Below are 21,316 nucleotides of genomic sequence, written 5' to 3'. Positions count from 1 at the left end.
AAAACAAACCCCATTGCCGGCAGTCGCGAACAAGTACTACAGACAGCGACGTGCACAACAAAAAAAGCGAATGAGAAAATGGATTTTGAAGGTATAACGAGGCTCATTGCGACAAAGCCTCCTCCAACCGAGCATTCTCTGCTTTAAACTTTAACTCGACCTCCCAGCCCTCGGTCTGGATGCGAGTGTTCATGTATAGCAAGAACCGAATCACCGTTATCCAAATCGCAATTATCCAGCACGCGATGGGCAGCCCAATAAGATCGATCCATTCACTCCATGTCCAAGCCTTGGATATGACCCCCACAAGCAACACGAGTGAGATACACAAGCATCCGACACCCCAGATCGAAATGATTGAAAGCAGAATGTGCGCACCTAGGTTGTCGCTTAGTTGCGCCGAGTGTAGCCATTTGTTTCTCTGGAAGTAGCTGGGATTCTGTTTCGAGTTCGATTTTTGAAATAGATTGGTTCTTTCTAGCACGACAATCTCGGGGGCAAAGGGGCGTACCGTACGAACTAAGTACAAAGCACCGCAAATTAGGAACAGATACACCCCCAGTTCCAGTCCTAAATTCATTTGTGGATTAAGGAACATGAATAGTAGGGGGACGTAGCACACGAGCCCCAAGCGAAAGACGCCTAGCACAGTCAGTAATTGCAGCCATCTTTCCCAACAAGATTTGAATACCTGCTTGAGAGACTGCTGCTCCACAAAGACGGCTTGCCCGATAAAGAATGTAAGAACGGAAAGAGCCAGAGGCATTTGAAGAAAGACGATTGCAGACTGTATGAAATAGAAACGAATTCGATAGGCGATAGGATCCGTAAATTCGCTGGATCGCATGGCGAGAAACTCATAATCCCACAAGGGAAGCGTAAGAACAAAGTTCAATAGGGCAAATGGTGCGATTCCAATTATCGAGCAAAGTAGAATTTGCTTGAAATAGGTCCTCAGCACGATCAGGCTCAAGTCGACTACATCGAACAAACGCCTGTGCGAAATAACAATGGCGGTTTTATCAAGTTGCATGGCGAACTCTCCATGGGTTATCGGGATGGTGCGCCAGTTTTTGCAATCGAGACGACGTTGGCCACCCAAGCAGAAGAAAGTATGCGGTCATGCCTGTCGAAGATAGAACAGCAAACGAAACCTTGAACAAATAGAGAAAGGGAAAATCGATCGGCGACAAACAACCTTCCGTAAAGGCTGCCAAAATGAATAAGATCACCGAGCATAGAATTATGGGAAGCGATCGCTCTGCGTTGATCCGAAACGATGCTCCTCGCGAAAAACCTTGGGTCGAGAACAGCCCCACCCCAATTCTCATCCCCGCACCTGCTGCGAGAGCGATGGCGGTGAGCTCAAAGGGACCGTGTGCCGTTACGAATTGAAAAAAGTTCGCAGACGACATGGCTTCACTTGTTGCCATATAACCGAATACCGTTCCGAGGGTACATCCATTAAATATAAGCATTGCCAAAGTTGGCAGGATTAAAGGGCCGAGGCAAAAACACTGTAACCCGATACCAGCGTTGTGTTGAATGTACCAAGCTGAACTAGCTAGCCCCGCAGTGCTTGACCCGACAGAATTGATGGAGCTCGAATGCATCTTTTCCATCATCTCGATCTGGTCTTCACCGAGAATCCGCTCTGCGTGAGCTCTAGCTTTGGGAATAGTAAAGGCGATGTAAGCAGAAAGCCCAAAGGAACCAAAGAACAGAAGTGCAGCCAAAATCACGCAGGGATCTCGAAATACAGCATGCGGTACGATTAGAAAAATGTACTGCATGATGCGGTCTAACCGAGGAGACTTCGATCGATACAGTTGACTATGAGCACGCCCGACCAAACGGTGTAAGTACTCAATCGTAGCAGGTGGTAGCTGGTACTGGTCCGACATGGCTAGGTCGGTGCAAGCGGCTCGGTACAAGGCCGAAAAGCGTACCAATCTGGGCCCATTCGCCTTGTAAGTAAATTTCCCAGACCGCATCTCATTGCACATGTTTTCGAGCTCAACCCATCCCTCCCGTCGTCGTTCGAGTACCTCAGCTATCTTCATGTTGTGGGCCTTTTTAGTTAACTACGGATTGTGAGGGAGTTGCACGGGCGAGCACGGGTGGCGCAGCGATTTGTTCGTTTGAATTTGCAAGTGTAGGGACGCTCGACGTGCTCGCCATCGTAGGGGGAGGCAAGTAAGGCCCCCTGCCGGAATGGTTGTCTGCGTTAAAGGCATCGCGAACCATGAATTCTCGGTAGTAGATGGCACAAAGCAGCAAGTCGGAGCTCGTGTCGTCCCGAAACTCGAACTTGATCAGCAATGGCTTTGCGAGATAATTTGCCAACTCTAGCCTTCTGCCTATCGGAATGCGGGAACGTCGCTCGACGTACAATGCGATTGCCTTAGCTAGCGTCGAGCTCAGACGAAAGTCGGGTGGGATGTGCTCGCTGAGCGACGCGACTCGTGCATCTTCGAATCGCACATTGGTGGGGACCCAGGACACCTGATTGACGATGACCATGGTGCCCGCCGCCAAATCTCCGATGCGTTGAAAGCGTTGTGTCACCGACGTGGCTATCAGCCCAACAATCCCGGTTGGAAACAGATCGGCAGACCTCAGCAGGTTGCGTACAATCGCTTGAGATATGTTGATCGGGCGACCATCGACAGATATGACACGCAACCCGCAGAGCCATTTGCCAGGAGTTTGCCCATTCCAATAGGTTTCAAAAAAGGCACCGTATGACCACTGCAAAAAAAACTGGAACACGACCAGGAAGAAGATGATTAAGTTCGTGCCAAAACCCATTCCCCCGAACAGAATTCCACCCGCAAACAGAAACACGATCCAGACCGCTGTGATGATCAACCCGCGCACGAACACGTCGATAAGAAAGGCCGGTAGACGGCGAAAGGGCCCTGCGAGCCGATACTGAAACTCGATATTCTCAGGAGTTTGTATCCTAGCAAGTAAATCGATGGGAGGCCGACTACTCTCCACAGGCATTATTGCAGTTTCCTAAGATTCCTTGAGACAAACGCATTCGAAAAGTCAAACCCACAATATGCAAGCTCGGGAACCCTAGTGTAACCGCTTTTCAGGATGAAACCAAACAACAATATTGTATCTGGATTCTAGCATCCGGATCTAGCCACTCGTCGCGATCTTGAAACATACCCAAAGAAGGTAGGCAATCCAACCGGCCAGCAGTAAACTGGTTAGCGATACTGCTGTTTTTTGCTTCGCGCTCACCACGTTTAACTCGCGTCGGAGGATAGCTCGAATCGCGGCTGAAAGGCTTCTTCGAACTCGAACTGATCGTCAAAGTCCTCTCGTCGGTCGGTTTTGCTTTTCCTCATCTCTTTGATCCGAATCAGGTTGTAGACGATCTCGCCAAAATCGCTCGTCGTGTAGATTCCCCAGGAATTTAATACCGTTTGTGCCAGGTACCCATATCGGTCGAGAGCATATTCCTTCAACGCAACGCAGAGTTGCTGACCGGTCAAGTGATGGTCCTTTCCACCTGCTTCACCACTATCGTCCTTCGTCGCCGGTAATTTCATAACCTTTTGAGCGTATCCGAGTCCCTCCCGAACAAACTGATACGCCTCGAGATGATAGCGTTGATCCTTCTGTAGAAGCTCGATGATTGCCAGAACTTGTTCGTTCACGATATTTTGACTCGGGATAGGATTCCGTAATGGGGTGACTTTAGTAACTAATACCGCGTTTGATGACGGTGAGACAGTCCGTGACGGGGATTAGTATGCGGCGGTCATCCTCAGTCATGATGAGCAGTTGCTGTCCGAGAATTTCCTGCCCCAACACTTTAGCCTTTCCTTGCGGTGTCACAATCTCACTTCCTGGCGGCGGCATGTCGGCCACCAGCTCTTCGTAGGTGTCGTTCTCATATCGCAAGCAGCACTTCAGGCGTCCGCAACGACCGGAGATCTTGTTGGGATCCAGAGTCGCTTTTTGAAGCTTGGCCATCCGCATCGACACGGGAGGCATAGAGCTTAAGTGATTGTTGCAGCAGACTGGTTGGCCACAATCTCCATAGTCTGCTAGCACCTTGGCTTCATCGCGAGCTCCGATTTGACGCATCTCGATCCTAGTCTGGAACTTGCCAGACAGTTTCTTGACGAGCTCGCGAAAGTCGACTCGATCATCCGCTGTATAGTACACGACGACCAGCTCGCCACCGAAAATTCTCTCGACGTCCACCAAGCTCATTGGCAGTCCGGTTTCGCGAATCAAACCTTTGCAAAGCTCAAAATCTTGCTCCAGGGATTTCTGGATCTGTTGGTACTCCTGCTCATCCGCGAGAGTGGCATCGCGCTGGATCGATCCGTTGAGTGGATCGGACATCTGTGCAATCACTCGGTCGGTCGCCTCGCATAGGACTTCACCACGCTCCAATCCGCGGTTGGTTCGTGCGATGACAATGCGGCCACGTGGATGTTCGCCTCGGGAGCTCATCACGTAAAGAGTTCGCATTCGTCCGCATCGGACTACGTATTTCGACATGGGGATTTCGATATCGATCTATGCGTTGAGTAGTAAGGCTGTGAGTAGTAGGGCGGCGACGAAGCCGTTGAAACCGGACTGGAAGCTTTAGCTGGCAACAACTTGCAAACATCTCTGTCCTCCAAATTCTATCGTAAAACAGCTCTGTCGGCGAGACAGGATTTCCCCCGCGCATCGCTATCCCAATAACTCACGAAGGAACGTATATTAGCACAGGAATGTAAAGTTTTCCCAAGAAAGTAAGCGGCTCGGTATGGTTATGCGGCGGGTGACCTGTTTCTTTTCTGGTCGTGTCCAGGGTGTCGGATTTCGGTTCCATACCAAAGAGGTGGCCAAAAAATTTTCGGTGAAGGGGACGGTGCAGAATCTCGATGATGGTAGGGTAAAAGTGGTTGCCGAAGGGGAAATCGAAGAAATCCATAGGTTCCTTGACGCGGTAAGCCAGTCCATGACGGGCAATGTCAGGGGGGACCAACGCTTCGAAAGTGAAGCCTCATCAGAATTCGAAAACTTCGTCGCCTTGTGGTAGACTGGTGTCAGGTCAATTTCCTTCCTTTCACACGTTCCTCCCACCTTTTAAGAGCCTAGATATGAGAAAGCTTTCCGCTGGCGGAGGCTGGCAAGCTGTTAGATACACCTTTCGAAAAGGCATTGAAGCCGGGGGGCTATGGAAATTTTATCGGGCCTTACGATCCCGGAACGCTTGTAAGACCTGCGCTCTAGGAATGGGTGGCCAGCACGGCGGAATGGTGAACGAGCATGGTTCGTTTCCCGAGGTATGCAAAAAATCGATCCAAGCGATGGCAGCCGATATGCAGCCCGCGATCACTGCCGACTTCTGGGCCAAGCATCCCGTTCGATTGATGAAGGACTACACGCCTCGCCAATTAGAAACGAGCGGGCGGCTCATCCAACCCTTGCTTTATGAAAACGGGGATGACTCTTACCGCACCATTACTTGGCGAGAGGCTTTTGAGCGAATCGAGGCCAAACTAAAGTCCCTCGTTGCGGACCAAACCTTCTGGTATTTCAGCGGCCGCAGCAGCAACGAGGCCGGGTTCCTCCTGCAGCTCTTTGCTCGACTCTACGGTACCAACAATGTCAACAATTGCAGCTACTATTGCCACCAAGCGTCCGGCGTAGGCTTGCAAACGACCGTCGGCTCGAGCACCGCCACTCTAGTGCTTGACGATCTCGATGTCTGCGACACGATTTTTATCATCGGAGGCAATCCACCTAGCAACCACCCTCGCCTCATGACCACTCTGATGCATCTGCGCAGACGTGGTGGCAAAGTCATCGTGATCAATCCGATCCGAGAACTAGGGCTCGTGCGGTTTAAAGTCCCCAGCGACCCCATCAGCATGCTATTTGGTACCAGTATCGCAACCCATTACATTCAGCCTCACATCGGAGGTGACCTGGCTCTCCTTACCGGAATAGCCAAGGCAACTTTAGAGGCGAACCAACACGATTCGCATTACTTACAGAACCACTGCGACAACTCAGAGGCGTACCTAGACAGCCTTCGCCGTACCGCATGGTCGGAGATAGTTCAAAAAAGTGGTGTGGCCGAATCTGAAATTCGAGAGATCGCGCAGGTCTATGGAGAAAGCAAGGGGACCGTTTTCTCATGGACCATGGGCATCACGCACCATACTAATGGAGTCGAAAATGTTCAGGCGATCGCGAATCTAGCTTTGCTGCGAGGCATGGTGGGACGCCCCGGAGCGGGACTCATGCCAATACGCGGACACTCCAATGTTCAGGGAATTGGCTCGGTCGGTGTAACGCCCAAACTCAAGGACGAGATCTTTCAGAATTTGAAAGATAAATTCCGAGTCGATCTCCCCACGCAACCAGGGCTCGATACGCTGGCTTGCATGGAAGGAGCCATGCGAGGCGAGCTCAAGTTTGGATTCTGCTTAGGAGGAAATCTATACGGGTCGAATCCAGATTCTCAGTTTGCTGACGCAGCCTTAGCCAATCTCGACATGTTGGTTATGCTCAACACCACACTCAATACGGGCCATGCAAACGGGTTGGCCAAAACGACGATCGTCTTGCCCGTCCTTGCTCGCGACGAAGAGCCGGAACCGACCACCCAAGAGTCCATGTTCAATTATGTTCGTCTCAGCGATGGCGGACCTAAGCGACTCCCCGGTCCACGTAGCGAGATTCAAGTCATCGCAGAAATAGGACAGCGGGTCTTAGATGATTCCACGCCGGTTGACTGGGCACAAATGCAGAAATCCCAAACCATTCGAACCTGGATCGCTCGCGTCGTTCCAGGCTATGAAAAACTCGAGTCCATCGAGGCCACCAAGCAAGAATTCCAGGTCGGCGAAAGAACGTTTCATACCGCCAAGTTCAAGACTCCTTCGGGGCGTGCCATGATGCATACGCATTCTTTGCCAGAGGTCGAGCCGCTTGCCGAGAATGAGCTTCGTATGATGACGGTTCGCAGCGAGGGGCAATTTAACACAGTTGTCTACGAGGATTATGACCTCTATCGCCACCAAGATCGCCGGGATGTGGTCCTGATCAACCCCGCCGACATGGAGCGTATGGGGCTCGAGCACGATTCCGTCGTCACGGTCACCAGTGAAGCGGGGACGATGACCAACCTTTTGGCCCGTTCCTATGAAGATATCCGGCCTGGCTGTGCGATGATGTATTATCCCGAAGCCAACGTGCTAGTCCCTCGCAGTGTCGACCCCCAATCCCGTACGCCACGATTCAAAAACATCAAAATTGCGATCTTTTCGGGATCGAATCAAGCTTAACTAGATAGGTACTCATGAACGGCGACCAGGATGACGATCCCGAGATTGAACTCAACAACGCCCTGTTGGAGTTTATGCGCCGCTACGACTCTGGCGAGATCGAAGACCGAGAGGCATTTTTAAAGAGCTACCCAGAGATTTCGGACAAGCTCTCTGAGTTACTAGCGACAGCCGACTGGATTGAATCCATGGCTGGCCCCAAGCTTGCAATGGATGCAGAACAAAAGCTCACGCCATTTGCTTCTGCCGATGAACAACCTTACGATCCGAACGCGGAAACTTTACCACCCGTGACGCGGCGTTCAGATCGCACGATCTCTCCTCACGATTCAACGCTGCCCCCATCGCGAAGCAGCCGTTCAGGCGGAGACATCAGCTTTGGAGTGAAACGACTCCCCTCCATCGATAGCACTCAGGGAACACTGCCTTGCCAATTCGGTGATTACGTTTTGCACAAGATTTTGGGCCGAGGTGGAATGGGGGTCGTTTACTTAGCGACCCAGTGCAATCTGGATCGTCAGGTCGCGGTGAAGATGATCCGCTCTGGAGCCCTGGCCAGTAAGGACGAGGTCAACCGTTTTTACGCCGAGGCCCGGAGCGCGGGCAGCTTGGCCCATCCCTCAATCGTAACCGTCTATCATTGCGGCGAACACGATGGGCACCACTTCTTTTCCATGGATTACATCCCTGGTACCGATTTGGCTAAACTGATGGCCCAGGGACCGATGCCTGTTCGTGATGCCGTTCGCTATGTGCTCGATGTCACGCGGGCGATTGAATACGCACACTCACGAGGGGTCGTTCACCGCGATCTGAAACCTGCCAACGTCCTGATCAACGAACAAGGGAAAGTACTGCTGACAGATTTCGGTTTAGCCAAGCGGATCGGCGCTGACGAAGGGCTCACGGCAACAGGAGCTGCCCTCGGAACTCCGAGCTACATGTCGCCGGAACAAGCTAGCGGCAATCAAGACGAACAGAGTCAGTTGACCGACGTCTACGCTATCGGAGCGATTCTTTACGCGTTGCTCGTTGGCAAACCTCCGTTTCATGCTGATTCGGTCATGCAGACCCTCATGCAAGTGATGCATAAACCGGCCCCTAGCGTTCGAGCTGTACGAGCCGATGTCCATCCGGATCTCGACACGATTGTTACAAAGTGTTTAGAAAAGTCACCCGCCCGTCGATACGATTCTGCGAGGGCCTTAGCCGACGATCTCGATAGCTTCTATCGCGGTGCACCTATTTCCGCTCGTCCTCCCTCGTTGATTCGAAGGACCAAGCACTGGATTCAGAATATTCCGATCTTTGCAGCGCTGACTGGCGTCCGCAATCTGGAACCAACTCCCGCTCAACGATGGACGCAAAACGGGTTGATTACCTTCTGGGTCATGTTGCTCATCGCATGGTTGCTTGGCCCAATGGGTTTGAATTATTTGAGAGAGAATAGACTCCCTGATTCCATCATTATCGCTTCCGGTGCACCGGGTGGTATGTATTTTGAGACGGGGGGAGAGCTCTCCAATAAACTAAAGGAACAAGCCGGTGTGCACCCGAACGTGATCCCTACCGGTGGATCTTTGGAGAATCTGACTAAGCTGGAACAACGCAAGGCCGACTTGGCAATCGTGCAACAGTCCGCGCTGCGATCCAATGAAGTCGCAGTCGTGGCACCACTATTCTACGAAGCTATCCATATCCTTGTGAGGTCGACGGCCATGATTTCCGAGATACCAGAACTGCAAAATCGCAAAGTGATCATGGGTTCCAAAAGCTCAGGAACCAGACAGGCAGCGTTACGATTGTTGCAGCACTTCGATCTTAGTGAAGAAAATTTGGATATCATCGAGGGTGATTGGTTCACAAAGGAAGCGAGAGACCAAGCGGAGGCGATGATTATTGTCATTCGACCTGGACTTTTGGGAATTGCAGAGATTATCGGGAACGAAGGGTTTCAATTGCTTGATGTCCCGCGGGCCAACGAAGTCTCTCGTGAAGAACATAGCTTTCTGCCGTTCGAGATTTCCGATAAGCATTACGCTGTGCTTGGCCAGCAGAGGGTGGGTACCTTGGCTACAACCGCATTGTTGGTAGCCCGCAAAGATGCGTCAACGAGATTGGTGACGGAAACGCTACGTGCCATCTACGAGTCGCAGACGCTCATTCAAGATATCATCCCACAACGCAAAGCGGCCGCTTGGCAAGATTTGCCTTATCACGATGCTACGCGTGCCTACTTCCAAAACAATCAGTAGCGTTGATTGCCCAAGAGTGAAAATTTGATATGCCGTCGAAACGCACTCCGAAATGGTACGATGCTCAAGGCCAAGGGGGCTCGCGTCGAGCTGTTTTGCAACAATCGAACCCTGGTCGTACCTTAATATCGCTCGTGCTACTACTCGGATTGGTGTTGTTGCTCCTCCAGCAACTATCCGATACCGACAAGGTTGCCGAAATTGGCGAAGCCATCGGCTTGTTCGAAAAGAAGCAGGCGAGCGATGACGAGGCATCGAGTAGGAGTGAATCTTCGCCCCTGGCAGTCGACGTACCAAGTGAAGCAATCCGAATCTATCGGTCATTGCTCATGCGTTCGGACGACAATCTATCAGACCGGGAACAGTCCATTTGGACCTACTATTTGTCGCGACTTTCACCGGAACAGCACGTCCTGCTCGTTCGTTTCTGGTTAGCTCCGAAATCGACGCTCGATTCTGATGAGATAGAGCCACTGCTCGAATCGGCGGAACAGACCTTTCAAGGCTGGGTGGATCGGATTGCGGAAAACCATTCCGCGAGAGTGCCATCTTCGGACCAAACGCAGGATTCGACGGATTTAGACCTAGTAGCACTAGAAAAGGTGCTTGCGAGCATAGCGCAGTGGCGGGAGACTCAGTTCGCGGATCGCGACTCGCATTCCGCGTTTCGACGAGCCCTCGACAAGACTCTGTTGGAGAGATTCCTCGACAACCAAAATTGGATGTCTAAGGAACAGCTAGTTGCACTGAGGACCTGGGCTCGTATCCGCGAATTGCGCTCGGCAGTGGACAGCGGATTTTTGGATCCACTTCAAGTTCCCGCTTTAGAACTTTCTCAACTGATGGGGGCCGATAACGACAACTATCGCGGAGTTCCACTCCGATTCCGTGGAACGATCGCAGCTGCCGATGAACGAACCGGTAGATTGCAATCCGTGGAATGGAACGGTGTTGTCTATCGAGTTTGGTGGATGAAGCCGACCGAGGCAAGCTCGCAACCTATCGCCGTTTACGTACCTGTGGAACTGGAGCCATCGAAGTATGAGAAGGATCAAAAGTCAGAACTGGAGATACTAGGTTTTTTCGCGAAGCGAAAGGCGTACGCTTCCAGCCGAGGGCCAGACATCGCACCGGTGCTATTTGCTGCCTCCGTAACCAATACCGTCGGTCCCCAGCGTCGCAAGCTCGGGCCATATTCTGCGTGGCTTGCCGAACATCGCCAGACAGCAACCTGGAGACCTCCCGTCGATTTTAAGACCCCTTTGACCTTGATTCAGTCGTCCATCAAATCCAATACGATGCTGTCAAATATCGCGGAGAATAACCTTGGGGACAAGGAACTAACCAACGCGCTCGCCTTGCTTCTCGTGGCCAAAAAACACGAACCGGAGATGCAAACACTAGCCTCCGCCGGACGAGATTGGGACACGACCGAGAGCCTTGTGCTTCGCAAGATGAATGGGTGGGTGAATCATATCAAAGTGCTGAATCTCAAGTCCCTTCGGGATGCGGGCGTTGATGTGGAATTGTTGGAGGTGCTTGCACGAGAATCTTTGGAAACGATTTATGAACTTTCGCTTCAAGTTCGCGGAGAGGGGACAGATCACGCTAACAAGCTCTTCACAACTGAGATCCCAGATGCTTGGGCGTCTTCAATTCGAGGTGACACGTTAAGTTTGAAGCAGCCATTCGAGGTAATCGGAGTGCAGCCAAAGGGCGAAATCGGCAAATCGTCCTGGCTTGTCAGTTCTCGCGTAGCATGGAAACTGCAATCCGAGGATCAATCGTTGCTTGCTGAATTGAACCCTAGCGTGACGGATGTTGATCGATTCCTGCTCGAACAAGGTTGGGATTTGGCCAATCGTGATATCATTCAACGATTGCAATCGCCCGCGCAGCCTCTAAGTCGCCAAGAAGAAGTGGGGCTATTTTCTCTCATGCGGATCGCGCGAGAGACGAGAGACTCTTTGGCTAGCGATGCAAATTTCAAAGCGACCTCCGTTTCACAGATCGTGAAAAGCTCATTGGGCGCTGATTCGAAATCCAAGCAGAGACCGTCACTTCTGTGGACCGAATGCAATGTTCGAGTCGTGCGAGTCACTCGGATTCCCATCGATCTGCCCGTGCAACAAGCGGTCTTGGGTAAGGATCATTACTTCCAGCTGGATTGCTTTGCGGAGATTGGTAATGTGACCTTTGAAATCCCCACAGACACCCAACCGATTGTCTATGCGGGAGAGTACCCGATCACATGCGTGGCGATTGAGCTACCTTCTTGGCTGGCTGCTTACCAAGGTGCCGAGGTCGAACCATCGGACGCTGGCAACGGATTAAAAGATACAAATAGTCTGGAGCCTATCAACGCCGATGTATTCTTTCCTCGAGTGAGGGGAAAGCTTTCAGGTTGGTTCTATCGTTTCTGGAGTTATCGAACTCAAGAGATGACCGATCGGTTGGGAGTGAAACATCGACAAGTGACACCCCTCATCGTCATTTCGGATTTGCAGATTTCGTTGGGAGATGATTCGGCACCCAGTGAGAGGCTAATTTCCACGCTTGCGTGGCTGTTTGGGCTCGCAACGGTTGGTTCTGTCTGGTGGGTGGTCCGCTCGTATGGGAAAAGTAAGACCAAAAATCCTAAGAAACCAATTCGCTTTTCGGTTCGAGGAGGGAACGAACAGAATTGATCGGGGTGAGCGATAGGTGTGTTGTTTGTAGGTTTCCCCGCATTTTTTGATTTTCGTTTTGGTTGAGATTCTATGTTTCAGGAAGAAGCTTCCTGATCCGAGGAAATGGCCTCCCCTACTGATCGTTCCTCCACTCTGGTCCTCCCAAATTCTTTGGGAGGGTGAAAATCGTTACGCTTTAGCCGCGACCGTGTGCAGAATCATATTGGGGGTCTCGGGGGTGAAGAGACCGACGTCGTTGTAGGGCTCAAGCTGCTTCTTAATGGACTCTAAGACAGTTCGCACTTGGTGAGGGCTTGCTGGCTCATGGCTTTGGTTCAATTGCGATAGGGAATGAAAGGTTTCCTCGACGATTTTTTGGAAGCATGCGTCTTTGGCCAATAGGAAACCGGTGTCGAGATTCAAGCCCCTGTGACGTTCCAAGGCGATGGCTGCGGCGAAATAAATCATGGTCGCCGCCGTGAACAACTCAAAATTCCCCATGGCTGAATAACAGGTCGCAATCACGCGATCGATATGTTGCAGTTCCCCGACGACTTCTTGTGAATAGGATTGCAGTTGGCTAGTGTGTTGCAGCGGCTCGGATTCAAGGAGTATCTTGCAGATTCGCTCGACCGAACTTAGCGAATGGGCGATACCCGTGCTATGCAAAGGATCAATGAATCCAACAGTAAAACTCAAGGCAGCCCAACCGTTACCTGCGGCGCGAGAACGAAGTCGTTGGATGCGAGGAATCGCGAACAGTCTCCCCGGAAAGTCAACTTCAACCAGCCCGCCGCAAAGCTCATTGAGGACCGGGTAACGATGAAGCCTATCATCCCAGGCCCTTCGGGCATCATTTGCGTCCGGAACAACATCAGGCGGCATGGAAGATCGTTCGTGCTGCAAATCCCCTGAAGAATGCTGATTGGTTACAAAGCCAAGACTGGTTAGGTCGCCATCAAATCCAATCTGCCACATCCAACCGTCACGAAAGACGTGATGCACGGCCGCTTGATCAAACGGATAGGGGAAATCAGAAATACGCGCACCACGTTCTCGCAGCCAATTCAGAGTTGATTGACCACCGTAAAAATGCCCGTAGATGGCACTCGTGTTGGTTAAAAGGTTAGCCGTCAAATCTTCGCCGCCGTGAGCAGCCATGAGTAGACTGTTCGGGCCGCTGCCATCGATGACAAAGCCTGCGTCAATCTCAAAAGGTTGAATCTCGGAACGACTTTCCGAACCGATGGCATCGAACTTTACTGAAATCGACCATGTTCCACTAGACCGGTTCAGTGCCTCTATAGTGGCTTGTTCCCAAACCACGACACCACGTTGAATAGCGACTCGCATGAAAAACTCGTCGACATCAGGCCGATACCATTGCGTATCCGCGACATCCTGAGAGGAGTTAGCTGTGACCATCAATTCGTTGGCATGGTTCGCAGTCGCTTTATAGTCCGTTCCATCACCATGCCAAACATAGCTAAATCCACGCTTGCAGCCTCGTCGGACGTCAGGATAGTGCTTCCTCCATTCGCCGTAGGTGCAGAGTGGCAACAGCTCATCGAGACAATATTTTCGAGCAAGATGGTGCAACAAGAAATCTGCTGCGGGGGTTGTGGACTCCCCGATGGAGAAACGTGGATGTTTGTTTCGATCGAGGATGATCACCGATTTGCCTTGTTTCGCCAGAATAGCACCGCACAAGCTACTAGCGAAACCAGATCCTAGAATGGCGATGTCGAAACGCTTCATTACGTCGCCTCGGTAATCGCACGATCTAAAGCAGCCAGTTCGTCCTGATCGAGCAACACTCGGTCTGCTCCTGCGGACTCTGCGATCTGATCAGGAGTTTTGGCACCCAACAAGACGACATCCACGCCAGGCTGTTGCAAGGTCCAGGTGACAACGAGCTGGGAAACACTGCACGATTTGGCGATTGCTATCTGCTCGAGGTGATCAATCAGATCCTGAGCTCGTAACCACGCCTCCCCTTGGAAGATCTCGTAAGTCAATCGCTTGTCCTGTGGGGCGAACTGATGGTTGCGCCGAAGCTTGCCAGCAAGCAAACCTTTCATGTAGACCCAATAACAGACTAGCAGAATCCCACGCTCCTGGGCGAATGCTCGCATCGCTTTATGTTGCGTTTGCTGTAGCATGTTAAAAGGTATTTGGATTGCTGCCAAGTTACAGTGCTCGGCGAACTGTACAGCTTGTTCGCAGGTCACATTACAAACCCCAAGGGAGCGAGCTAAACCGAGCTTGGCTATCTCGGTCAGTGCCTGGGCCGATTCTTCGATCGGTACGTTGGGATCCGGAGCATGTAGATACATCAGGTCTACGCAGTCGAGATCAAGTCGAGCGACGCATTGTTTTGCATGCGCGATCATTGTTTCTGGGCGAGCGTCCACCACTCTTTTTCGATTCGCATCCCACGACTGTCCTACTTTGTGAGCGATGACCATCTCGCTTCCTCGCTCGGAGAGCACTTGGCGAAGAATGCGATCACTTTCGCCATCGAAACCATACGAGTAAGCAGTGTCGAAAAAATTGATACCTTCGTCAATTGCTCTGTGTACCGTAGCGAGAGAGGCTTGTTCGGTAACACCTAGCGATGTAACACCCGCAATGGGCCAGCAGCCCATCGCGATTCGGCTAACCGTTGGTCCATTTGGGAAAAGGTCTACGCGTTGCATGAATCCGAATCGTCACTATTTACGGGGCTCATCGATCGTCGGAACCGCTATCTCGGCGATAATCTCATCAAGTACCGAATCGCAAGTGATTTTGCGCAAACGAGCTTCGGGGCGTAGGATAAGGCGATGAGCCATCACCGGAGCTATGATCTTCTTGACATCATCTGGTTGGACGTAGGTTCGTCCTCGGATGGCGGCCATGGCTTGAGAGGCCCGGAACAAGGCGATCGTCGCACGGGGCCCGCCGCCGAGAGCAAGGTCTGTGTGGGAACGGGTCTCATGAACAATATGAAGCAAGTATTGTCGTACCTTGGGATCCACATAGACCGCTTTAACTTGCTTTTGAGCCGCAAGGATTTCCTCAGTGGATACCACGGGTTTGAGCGAATTGATGGGATGTTCTTGCTCGAGAAGTTGCAGCATTCGCAGCTCTTCCTCCATTGATGGGTACCCTAGTGTAAACTTCATGAAGAAGCGGTCGAGTTGGGCTTCGGGGAGTGGAAAGGTGCCTTCGTGATCGACTGGGTTTTGCGTGGCGATAACCAGAAATGGATTGGGCAATTTATAGGTGATGCCGTCGATGCTCGCGTTCCCTTCAGCCATCGCCTCCAGAAGGGACGATTGAGCTCTGGGTGTTGTCCGGTTGATTTCATCTGCTAGCAGGATATTGGTAAAAAGTGGTCCCTGTCGAAACTCGAACTCGCCCGTTTTCTGGTTAAAGATCGATGCCCCTGTTATGTCGCTTGGGAGTAGATCAGGCGTGCACTGAATGCGTTTGAATTGGCAACCGACGCTGGCAGCCAGAGCGCGAGCAAGCATCGTTTTGGCAACACCGGGGACATCTTCTAAAAGAATATGCCCTCCCGAGAACCAGGAAACAAGGGAAAGGACGAGTTGTTTTCGCTTTCCCACGATCGCTTGCTCGATGTTAGCGATAATCTTCTTAGAGCATTCGTGGACTTGTTGACTCATGAACTCAAACTCAGACCGTTTTGATTAGAACTTCCAGCGAAATTCGCTGCGCATTCCGTAAATGTTCGAATCATTGTCCAGCCAGCCATTGATGGCGTCAAATCGAATCAGCGCACGATTGTTGATTGCCCGTTGATACCTCGCACCAATGGCGTATTGGGCGCCTGAGATACGGCTAATGGCGGGATTTCCATAGGGATTGAGAGCGGTAAACTCTGCTACGAATTGCTGTCGAAAGTCGGCGGAAAGCAGATTGAATCCGACTGCTCCACCATAGGAGTTGGCTCCGGTGTCGTTCAAGGTCGGGTAGGCGGTGAGGCCATCGGATTCAAAGTTAATCCCGGTGTTTCGCAGAATCCCGCCAGATCCTCCAGCACGGGCCACACTTTGCGGACGACCATTGCCGAGGAATGCGTTGAAGTAGGGGACGAAGTGGCTCGGTTGCGAGGTGATGAGGCTGTTTTCTAGAAGCAACAAAACTCCGTCGGCAGTTCGATCCACTAGAGGCCCACGTTGCCCCGCGTTTCCGATCAACCTAATGGAATTGGAGATTCGTCCAAAGTAACGCCGCGTGTAAGCAATGGCAGCGTTGTGGTAGGACTTGCCAGCACCCTCGCGATCGTCGAGATAGGCATAGTCGGCTTCTATATAGCCTTCGTACGCTTCAATAAACCAGGCTGTGCCATATACCTTAGCAGAGTTCTCATCACGAAAAGCCGGGCTGTTAATGTCGGCGAAACCTGCGAAGAAGGTCATATCAAAGTTAGCCCAGTTCAATGGTCTTGAATGCCTCCAAGGGGAACCGATGGCGAACCCCGCTATGGCATCCTCCATCCAAATCCCGTTCTGGTAGAGGAGCGGAACAAGCCCCATGGTGAAAGGGAGATCGAATGGAGCGTCCGTTCCTGACAAGCTGCCAGCTATAGCACCGAGATCACCCTCGAAGAATGCGGTGACTGGTTGAAAGTCGATCTCGGTATCGAAGCGGACGTTGCGACTATCGCTGAAATCCAATTTTGTAAAACTGCCCTCGTCGTCGAAAGGTCCGACAAACATGTGGAATCGTTCCGTCCCTGTGAAACGCATATCGATATCAAGATTCAACCGATGGGCCCACTGACGAGTTGGGTTGCCCCCGAACCGATGGATTCCGACGGCCGTTCTGTAGTCTCCGTAAACGAGCAACGACGGAGTCAGAAGGTTGGTTTCACTAAAGACAGGAATTCCTGGTTCGTACATGCCGCCTGTATAGAAGGGACGTCCCCATTCAATCCAGGGACGCTGAGTCTCGACAAAGTACTTACCAGAATAGGTCTCAATCTCCCTGCGAGAATCGAGTGGCTGAGGAGTTTGTGGATTGGGTGCGAAATCGGAATGCTGAAACTCCACCTGACATGCGGTATCGCTCATCAGCGGCAGCGGAGACGATGACGAGGGCATGTAGGGATTTATCTTGAACAGATATCGTCGACTTTGTAATCGCTCGGGTAGCGTACTCAAAGGATTTGCAACGGATCTGTCCTCTGTGAATCTGTGGCCGTAGCTTGCTGTGTAGAAGCTCGATCGTGATGGTTCAACGTTTGCTCGGCCTGCCCTCCAAATTTGGTTCTCCATACCTCCGTCCTGAAACATCTCCGGATGATGCCACGGCATGGAACCCGTCCCGTTGCCGAATTCCGAATAGTTAGGTGTTTGGCTTGGGCCGACCATGGGGTTAACGACCTCCGGTTTAGGCAACTCAAAGGTTCGTCTCGGTTCCGGCAAGGTATTGGCGTTTGGATCGGGAGGAAAAAAACCTGGAAAGTCTGCGGGAGCAGGAATAACGGGCAACGGGACAACATTCTCGCTGGGCGACCTTACGTTGGGAGATTGATAGGGAACCACACGATTCCGATCGGGATCGAGTCTACTCTGTTGCTGAGATGTGAATTCGTCAATTTCGGCACCACCTGCTTGTGGTATTCGATCTTCCAGTAGTATTCGATCACTTGGGGAAGCAATGGGGGATCGTGGCTGCTTGATAGGTGGTAGTGGCTCGCCGAAAACGTCGTCGTAGGGTGAACGGACTTGTGAAGAAGAACGATCGGACTCTTGATCGGGCTCTTGATACGAGGCACTAGCTACACGGGATAATCCCACTACCTTCAGTAGATCGATTGTTGGAGAAGTGAAGGAGGTGCTTGTGTCGCGATTCGGATTCCATAGGGCTGGACGTTCCACTTGCGCGTTAGCGATACTTGCAAATGCGTAAGGGAGGAGGAAACAAAAGCCCCAGGGCGATCGCAACAGTGGTTGTCTCAATAGGCCACTTGCCATCTATCGCACCACGAATTCTGTTGAATAGGGATGCGCGTCTAAGATGGCCTCGTTGAGAGAGGTCAGCATTTCCGGAGTGCCATCACAGAACAGTAGAAAATAGGGCGGTTCGACTCGACTTCTCAGTCGTACAGACAAGCGATATCTGCCTTTCTGACGCATCAAGTTGGCAGGGATCGTGTAGCGAGCCGTCCGCGAGTCCATGGGCGGAATGCTGTGGGCTTCCATTCGTATGAATGGTGGGTGATTTAGTACTGTATAGGGTACTGCACCAGGTCGAAAGAATGGCAAAGGGTCGATGTCGACGTTGACGGGTAGATACATTTCACGCTCGGTTCCTTTTAAGTTGGTGATAAGGAACTTTGTCTGAAAGTTGACGAGTTGAGCATCACGTTGCACCTTACCTGCTCTCACGTCCAAGGAGTGGATATCGCACATGTCGCCGTTGCTATCCAAATGCCCTGATTCCCAAAGGTGTTGACCATCAGGACCGATCAGTACGACATTTAGCCAAAGTTGTGGCTGAGCACCGAGCGAACCGCTGGGCATATTGTGTCCCTCGCTGGTGTTGCTAACGACATAAGAAAGCTTTAGATCCCGGCCTGCGGTGGGAGTTGAGGCAAAGAACGGACCATCGATTCGCGATCCATTCTCGAGAACTTGGATAGCCGACGCTCGCTTTACACCAATCAGCTTTTGGTTCTCGTCAACTACCTTCCGAGCATCCCGTCTTTCTTGAGGAGATTTCCAGGCTGGTGGAAAATTCACGCGAACCCGTCCGCTGGAAACAGCTTGTTCAAACTCTTCCGTTCCCCATCCTTGGCGATGATCGAACTGCAGCCAATCCTTGGCAGCCCAACGCAGTGATTTTTCGTTGTGCGGAAAAATGCCCGGATGAGCTAATGGAACAGCGGGTCCCCAAAAAATGTGGTTGGAGTGCTTTCGGTCTGTTCGAACAGGCTTGTCGTTGACAACTGCTGCGGCACCGTATTCGTATCCAAGGGGTTTACCAGGCACAACTCCCATGTGGCAGTCTTGGCAGGAGATCCCCTTCTTACAAGCGGGGCCTTGGCGATACTGCTGATACACAATTTCCAGGGCGATACCGGGTTGTACGACCACTTGATGGCAACCTGCGCAGAACGAGCTATCGTTCAACTGTTCGAACTGAATCGCTCCCTGGTGCATCGGTTGCAAAGGGCGTTTGTCCCTCGGGTCGATCTTTACCTTAAAGTTATCTTTGTCCGCTAGGACTTGATCGACACCTTGTCCACCGAGGTTTCCCACCACGGGATCGTACTCAGAACCCGGTTCGATTCGCCTCTCGCCATTAACTCGGCCGTATCGCTCCACGACGCGGTGGCAGACGATGCAGGTAATGCCTTCGCGGAAGACGATCGGCGCTTCAAGAATCGAAGCATCGCGTGGATAGTCAGCTTGGGTGGCGATAGGAGCATGACACCGCATGCAAAAAGTCCCAGAGGTACCACGAACAAGTTCATGCACCTTTTGTTCAAAGCGATTGAACATGGGTGACACTGCGGAATAGGCATGGCTACTAACTCGCCATTCATCATAGATCTTCTGATGGCATTTCGCACACTTCATGGCCGAGGGGTAGCGATCGTTGGTATAGACTTCCCAGTGTGGGTCGATACCAAGTGGCGTTTGGGGCGGGGCGTCTTGCTGCTTTTTCAGCCTTTCGGTTTCTCGGGCAGCATCGGGTCCCATGCCTCCTAATGGATCTGAACCGTGAAAGGTTCCCACTCCGGGAACCAAAAGATCTTCGGCAGTTGGAGAACCGAGCAAATCTTCAGCATCCTCATCCAGCCTGATGGAGGAGTGTCCCACGGAATGCATTCGAAAGCCGGTATGCGTGCCGCTAGCTAAATGGTTGCGACGCTGATCGGCATAGCGATTCGATGGTACTGGGGCAGACTCCGCGAGGGATGGATCTTTGTCTAGCCAGCGTTTCAACTGGGAAATGTTGTCGTTCTTCGTGGGGGACGGACGGGGGCCCAACTGAGGTATCAGGGATGCTTTTGGGGCTAGGTAATCGTCGGGAGGTGGTTCCATCCACGCATTGCCGTCGGGAGCTGTGCAGATTCCTACAACTTGGGCATGGGAGTTAACGCACATCATCCCAGTCCAAGCGTGAATGGCGAACAAGGCCATTAACAAAAAGCGATTTTGCTTTACCACGCCATTCACTTGGGGACTCTCTTTAACATCGATCGGTGCAAACGCTACAACACGTTCAGGTGAATCGACCGACAGAGGCGCAACAAATAGATCCTTTCCCTAAGTCGGCACTGGTTTCTGGACCGGTAAAGGCAAGCAAACCGTCATGCTTTTCCCAAGCCTTAAACTTTGCCCCCCTTTTGGAGGACATTTCAAGGTTTCTTGAAGAATCGAAACTCTTTTTTCTAAAGTCTGTCCCACAGTTCACTACAAGTTGCAAACCGCAATTTTGGTTCCGATTGTTTAAGGCAAATTCATGATTTCTTCCACACCTGCGTTCAAATGCAAAGTTGCACGCCCAGATACATGGGGATGGATCAAGCTTGGCGTACGAAGATATCTCATTGAGATAATCGAGGTGAGTCGGGATTCGTTTACGGCTAGGATATCTCTTAGAGTCGCTAGAAGGATTAAGGTAGGAAAAAAGTTTCGCCTCTATCATCGGGGGATGCTGTGGGCCGTTATGGCGAAACAGAAATGGCCTCTCGAAGGTAAAGAGGTCGAGGTCGAGTTTGAGCCGATTTCAGAGTTAATCGCACCTAAGATCAAAAATTCGCAGCGACAAAAGACTCAAATGTCCTCTGCGGGCAATTCGTCCGACTTGGCTCTCATCTCAACCATCGCAGCGGTCGTTATTCTCGCAGCGCTGCTTATGCCTTCTTGGGGAGGAAAGTGGGGGACTGCTCAGTTCATAAGCGACTCGGTGACGGCCGTCTACAAAGCACTTGTCAGTTTAGTCACTGGAAGAAGTTAGGTATCGGAAGAAGCTGAGATCGGTACCGCTACTCCCTGCCGTGGGAAATCACCAACTGGCTATATTTCAGTTGCTGCGAAGATTCCAGACTTGG

General features: G+C 51.7%; 15 protein-coding genes. 5 read left to right on the top strand and 10 right to left on the bottom strand.

Translation table 11 applies throughout. From position 1 onward, the window contains the following. Positions 1 to 103 precede the first annotated feature (103 nt). The 5 genes from SH449x_RS03335 to SH449x_RS03315 all read right to left on the bottom strand — a co-directional run bounded on the left by SH449x_RS03335 (position 104) and on the right by SH449x_RS03315 (position 4,530). Positions 104 to 1,033, bottom strand: coding sequence for a hypothetical protein (locus SH449x_RS03335; protein WP_482379900.1), 930 nt, complete (start codon positions 1,031 to 1,033; stop codon positions 104 to 106). Then, complete coding sequence (locus SH449x_RS03330) at positions 1,023 to 2,063, bottom strand: stage II sporulation protein M (RefSeq protein ID WP_482379899.1); 1,041 nt, start codon at positions 2,061 to 2,063, stop codon at positions 1,023 to 1,025. Before SH449x_RS03330 ends, SH449x_RS03335 begins: the two co-directional genes overlap by 11 nt. 13 nt (positions 2,064 to 2,076) lie before the next feature. Then, positions 2,077 to 3,009 (bottom strand): RDD family protein, encoded by a 933-nt coding sequence (locus SH449x_RS03325; RefSeq protein ID WP_482379898.1) that lies wholly within the window; start codon positions 3,007 to 3,009, stop codon positions 2,077 to 2,079. Positions 3,010 to 3,260: 251 nt separating this feature from the next. After that, the gene (locus SH449x_RS03320) at positions 3,261 to 3,674 is read right to left on the bottom strand and encodes a Minf_1886 family protein (protein WP_482379897.1); all 414 of its coding nucleotides are present in this window, start codon (positions 3,672 to 3,674) and stop codon (positions 3,261 to 3,263) included. Between the two features lie 40 nt (positions 3,675 to 3,714). Beyond that, positions 3,715 to 4,530 carry a PSP1 domain-containing protein gene (locus SH449x_RS03315; protein WP_482379896.1) on the bottom strand — a complete coding sequence of 272 codons (816 nt, stop codon included), beginning with the start codon at positions 4,528 to 4,530 and terminating at the stop codon, positions 3,715 to 3,717. A 253-nt stretch (positions 4,531 to 4,783) separates the two neighbouring features. Between SH449x_RS03315 and SH449x_RS03310 the strand changes: the two genes are divergently transcribed. From SH449x_RS03310 to SH449x_RS03295, 4 genes are all read left to right on the top strand, one after another. Further along, on the top strand, positions 4,784 to 5,059 hold the full coding sequence (locus SH449x_RS03310) for an acylphosphatase (protein ID WP_482379895.1): 276 nt from the start codon (positions 4,784 to 4,786) through the stop codon (positions 5,057 to 5,059). Between the two features lie 61 nt (positions 5,060 to 5,120). Next, positions 5,121 to 7,316 carry an FdhF/YdeP family oxidoreductase gene (locus SH449x_RS03305; protein WP_482379894.1) on the top strand — a complete coding sequence of 732 codons (2,196 nt, stop codon included), beginning with the start codon at positions 5,121 to 5,123 and terminating at the stop codon, positions 7,314 to 7,316. Between the two features lie 14 nt (positions 7,317 to 7,330). Next, positions 7,331 to 9,571, top strand: a complete 2,241-nt coding sequence (locus SH449x_RS03300) for a protein kinase domain-containing protein (RefSeq protein WP_482379893.1) — start codon at positions 7,331 to 7,333, stop codon at positions 9,569 to 9,571. 29 nt (positions 9,572 to 9,600) lie between these two features. Next, a complete protein-coding gene (locus SH449x_RS03295) occupies positions 9,601 to 12,258 on the top strand; it encodes a hypothetical protein (protein WP_482379892.1) in 2,658 nt (885 codons plus the stop codon). A 171-nt stretch (positions 12,259 to 12,429) separates the two neighbouring features. On the opposite strand, the gene SH449x_RS03290 is transcribed toward SH449x_RS03295, so the two are convergent. The 5 genes from SH449x_RS03290 to SH449x_RS03270 form a co-directional block, all read right to left on the bottom strand. Continuing rightward, positions 12,430 to 13,998, bottom strand: coding sequence for an NAD(P)/FAD-dependent oxidoreductase (locus tag SH449x_RS03290; protein ID WP_482379891.1), 1,569 nt, complete (start codon positions 13,996 to 13,998; stop codon positions 12,430 to 12,432). After that, entirely contained in the window at positions 13,998 to 14,939 is a 942-nt protein-coding gene (locus SH449x_RS03285) for an aldo/keto reductase (protein ID WP_482379890.1), read from the bottom strand. The genes SH449x_RS03290 and SH449x_RS03285 overlap by 1 nt, the downstream gene beginning before the upstream one ends. 15 nt (positions 14,940 to 14,954) lie before the next feature. Then, a complete protein-coding gene (locus SH449x_RS03280; RefSeq protein WP_482379889.1) occupies positions 14,955 to 15,911 on the bottom strand; it encodes an AAA family ATPase in 957 nt (318 codons plus the stop codon). A 24-nt stretch (positions 15,912 to 15,935) separates the two neighbouring features. Further along, positions 15,936 to 18,131 (bottom strand): hypothetical protein, encoded by a 2,196-nt coding sequence (locus SH449x_RS03275; RefSeq protein ID WP_482379888.1) that lies wholly within the window; start codon positions 18,129 to 18,131, stop codon positions 15,936 to 15,938. A gap of 96 nt (positions 18,132 to 18,227) precedes the next feature. Further along, positions 18,228 to 20,438 carry a multiheme c-type cytochrome gene (locus SH449x_RS03270; RefSeq protein WP_482379887.1) on the bottom strand — a complete coding sequence of 737 codons (2,211 nt, stop codon included), beginning with the start codon at positions 20,436 to 20,438 and terminating at the stop codon, positions 18,228 to 18,230. A gap of 286 nt (positions 20,439 to 20,724) precedes the next feature. On the opposite strand from SH449x_RS03270, the gene SH449x_RS03265 reads away from it, so the two are divergent. Next, entirely contained in the window at positions 20,725 to 21,222 is a 498-nt protein-coding gene (locus SH449x_RS03265) for a hypothetical protein (RefSeq protein ID WP_482379886.1), read from the top strand. Positions 21,223 to 21,316: the final 94 nt, after the last annotated feature.

The organism is Brakhagea baltica (assembly GCF_052161605.1).
Lineage (GTDB): Bacteria > Planctomycetota > Planctomycetia > Pirellulales > Pirellulaceae > JBKCUI01.
This window is presented reverse-complemented; position numbering and strand designations above follow the sequence as displayed.

Bases quoted from the DNA above. Each gene is read 5' to 3' on its own strand.
- SH449x_RS03330 (WP_482379899.1), bottom strand. From the start codon at position 2,063: ATGAAGATAGCTGAGGTACTCGAACGACGACGGGAGGGATGGGTTGAG.
- SH449x_RS03300 (WP_482379893.1), top strand. From the start codon at position 7,331: ATGAACGGCGACCAGGATGACGATCCCGAGATTGAACTCAACAACGCC.
- SH449x_RS03305 (WP_482379894.1), top strand. From the start codon at position 5,121: ATGAGAAAGCTTTCCGCTGGCGGAGGCTGGCAAGCTGTTAGATACACC.
- SH449x_RS03285 (WP_482379890.1), bottom strand. From the start codon at position 14,939: ATGCAACGCGTAGACCTTTTCCCAAATGGACCAACGGTTAGCCGAATC.
- SH449x_RS03295 (WP_482379892.1), top strand. From the start codon at position 9,601: ATGCCGTCGAAACGCACTCCGAAATGGTACGATGCTCAAGGCCAAGGG.
- SH449x_RS03335 (WP_482379900.1), bottom strand. From the start codon at position 1,033: ATGCAACTTGATAAAACCGCCATTGTTATTTCGCACAGGCGTTTGTTC.
- SH449x_RS03280 (WP_482379889.1), bottom strand. From the start codon at position 15,911: ATGAGTCAACAAGTCCACGAATGCTCTAAGAAGATTATCGCTAACATC.
- SH449x_RS03265 (WP_482379886.1), top strand. From the start codon at position 20,725: ATGATTTCTTCCACACCTGCGTTCAAATGCAAAGTTGCACGCCCAGAT.
- SH449x_RS03310 (WP_482379895.1), top strand. From the start codon at position 4,784: ATGGTTATGCGGCGGGTGACCTGTTTCTTTTCTGGTCGTGTCCAGGGT.
- SH449x_RS03315 (WP_482379896.1), bottom strand. From the start codon at position 4,530: ATGTCGAAATACGTAGTCCGATGCGGACGAATGCGAACTCTTTACGTG.
- SH449x_RS03325 (WP_482379898.1), bottom strand. From the start codon at position 3,009: ATGCCTGTGGAGAGTAGTCGGCCTCCCATCGATTTACTTGCTAGGATA.
- SH449x_RS03290 (WP_482379891.1), bottom strand. From the start codon at position 13,998: ATGAAGCGTTTCGACATCGCCATTCTAGGATCTGGTTTCGCTAGTAGC.